Consider the following 2891-nt stretch of genomic DNA (forward strand, 5'->3'; position numbering starts at 1 on the left):
TCCGAAAAAGGCTCTTGAAGCCATTCAGCTTGAAGGAGACAAGTACCTGGAGATATTCAGGAACTTCCCTGCAGGTGTCAATGATGTCATTGAGACGATAAGAGGATACAGATTCGAAAAATTACAGGAAAGCACATACAAGGTGAAAAGATACAAGCTGCTGGACAGACTAACCAAGAACCTGTTCCTGGTAGTGGTAGCCCTGATCTCTACCTACTTAATAGTCCTTGGAGAAACTAACACAATGATCCTGGGGACAATAGGATTTTTAGCATCTCTTTTTTTGAGCGTGCTTATGTTCCAGAAATAATGAACAAACGGATGTGTAGACTACAACAGATAATTGGCGAAATTTTAGTATCTGCTGATATAAGGTGAAAATAAAATATAATTGAGTGAAGTAATTTCACTCACTCCATTTTCCTAATACTCCTGTTAAGGTGTTATGGTCAGCCTCGGCCTCTGGTATGCATTTGCCCAGTCGGAACTGTAGAAGGCAATATAATTCCCGTTCTCGTCCTTCGCTTTAAGGAAGAAACCAGTGTTGTCGTATTCACCGCTTATATATCCTTGTACAAGCTCTGTGACATCGAACCCGTAGTATTTGTTATCAGGCACCGTGCTGGCAAAGACTGTGAAAGATGCATACGGTGTGTTTCCCTGGGAAACACCGTTCTTGTCGAACCAGCTTCCTCCTGCGTTTGTCCAGGATTTACCAGAAGCACTGTTTTTCCAGCTCACATACTTGGGATCCCATTCCACTGGCCTGTAAATTTCAACTACAGTGTTAGAAGTGCGGGTAGAGCCTGCAGGATAATACCAACAGAGTGATAGAGTTGCCTGGGATATAGTATCTGTTGGCTTGTAATCGCTCAGGTCAAACATCATTACGTCTCTATAACGGGTTGTGCTAAGTTTTCCAATGTCAATATAGTTGGAATTAGGAAGGACAGTGGTCGGAGTTGATTCACGCAGCCTGTTGTCATAGGTAGGTTTATATATGGCTGATTTTACCGGAGTCACAACTAGATGTAAGGTGTCGGTAGATGTCTGGCCACTACCATCAGTGACCGTAAGTGTCACATTATAGGTTCCTGCATACACGTATGTCGCTGTAGCTGTTACTCCGTTGGCCTCACTTATGCCAACTGGAGTATTGAAATTCCATCTGTAAGAGACTATTCTCCTGTCATCGGTGGATCCACTGCCATCAAAGATTACAGGAGAGCCTGCGGTTGCAGTCATATCTTCTCCTGCATTAGCTACAGGTGGGTAATCTACAGAACTTGGTACTGGGGTGATAGTTAACTTTGGTCTTTGCGAAGCATTTGCCCAGTCTGAACTGTAGAATGCAATGTAATTACCATTCTCATCCTTTGCCTTGAGCAAGAAACCAGTGTTATTAGACTCGCCACTTATGTATTCCTGTACAAGTTCTGTGACATCGAATTCATAGTATTTGTTGTCAGGCACCGTGCCAGCTGGGAAGGTTACTGATGCATAAGGTGTGATACCTTGAGATACACCGTTCTTATCATACCAGCTTCCTCCTGCGTTTGTCCAGGATTTACCGGAAGCACTATATCTCCAGCTCACATACTTTGGATCCCATTCCAGTGGCCTGTATATTTCAACTACTGTGTCAGAAGTGCGGGTAGCACTTGCTGGATAGTACCAGTAAAGCGAGAGAGTTGCCTTATCTATTGTATCTGTTGTCTCGTAACCACTAAGGTTGAACGCCATTACATCTCTGTAACGAGTCGTGCTAAGTTTTCCAATGTCAATATAGTTGGAACTGGAGAGCACAGTCGTTGGAGTCGACTCACGCAGCCTATTGTCATAAGCTGGCGTATAAGATACAGATGTTGGTGTGGTGTTCACGTGAAGTATAGTAAAACCACTTTCAGATGCGACATATGCGTAATTACCTACAGCATCAACATCCGTTACAATACCATTGTAACTTCCTGTAATTATTGGCCAAGAAAGGTAGGTGATATCTACTATCGAAATGCGTCTTCCCTCATCAAGTACATAAGCATAATTACCGGATATAGCAACATCTTTTGCAAAAACAGCACCATTGTAAATACCGCCTACAGGGGTTGGTAATTCTGGATTACTAATATCGACAAAGAAAAGACCAAGACCACTGGTTACGTAGGCGTAATTGCCTGATACAGCAACACCATAAACAGTACCATTTTCATTAGCACTCTTATAGCTGCCTACAAGGGTTGGTGCTGAAGGATTAGTGATATCTACGATCAAAAGCCCAGTTTCAGCAGCTATATAAGCATAATTGTCTGATACAGCAACATCATATGTGAAACTACTAGTCATGAAAGTGCCAGTTATTTTTGGTCCTGAAGGATCAGTGATATTCATTATCACAAGGCTATCGTTACCTACTAAGTAAGCATAATTGCCTGAAACATCAACACTTTCGGCATAACCACTATACTTACCTGCAACTTTCGGTCCTGAAGGATCAGTGATATTCATTATCACAAGGCTATCGTTACCTGCTAAATAAGCATAATTACCAGATACAGTAATAGCATTTGTATGTGGAGATTCAAAAGAACAACTTCCACTAACAGTTGCAAAATATGGATCAGTTATGTCAACGATAGAAAAACTCCCGTTTCCATCAGTGGGAGCAATAGTATCAGTGGCTACGTAGGCATAATTGCCTTCTACGGCAACAGCATTAGCAGGCACGTTATATTGACTAACCTGCTCCACACTCAGGGAATCGGCAGACCCAATCCCTGTTGTCATGATCATAAACAATACAAGTCCAAAACAAACTAATTTGTTTGATTTTATTTGCATTTATACCACCCACTCTGTAATTTAGAGCGGATTCTGAATTATATTATCAAAAA

Annotated in this window: 1 protein-coding gene and 1 pseudogene; one reads left to right on the top strand and one right to left on the bottom strand. The window is 41.8% G+C overall.

What is annotated here, in order from left to right; all coding sequences use genetic code 11:
* A pseudogene (locus tag ACCM36_RS09645) lies at nt 1-310 on the top strand (AarF/ABC1/UbiB kinase family protein); the annotation flags it as partial.
* 125 nt (nt 311-435) lie between these two features.
* On the opposite strand, the gene ACCM36_RS09650 reads toward ACCM36_RS09645, so the two are convergent.
* On the bottom strand, nt 436-2838 hold the full coding sequence (locus tag ACCM36_RS09650) for a disaggregatase related repeat-containing protein (protein ID WP_370573548.1): 2403 nt from the start codon (nt 2836-2838) through the stop codon (nt 436-438).
* Nucleotides 2839-2891 lie beyond the last annotated feature (53 nt).

The organism is Methanomethylovorans sp. (genome assembly GCF_041305605.1).
Lineage (GTDB): Archaea > Halobacteriota > Methanosarcinia > Methanosarcinales > Methanosarcinaceae > Methanomethylovorans.

Coding starts and splice junctions, on each gene's coding strand:
- ACCM36_RS09650 (WP_370573548.1), bottom strand. CDS start 2,838: ATGCAAATAAAATCAAACAAATTAGTTTGTTTTGGACTTGTATTGTTT.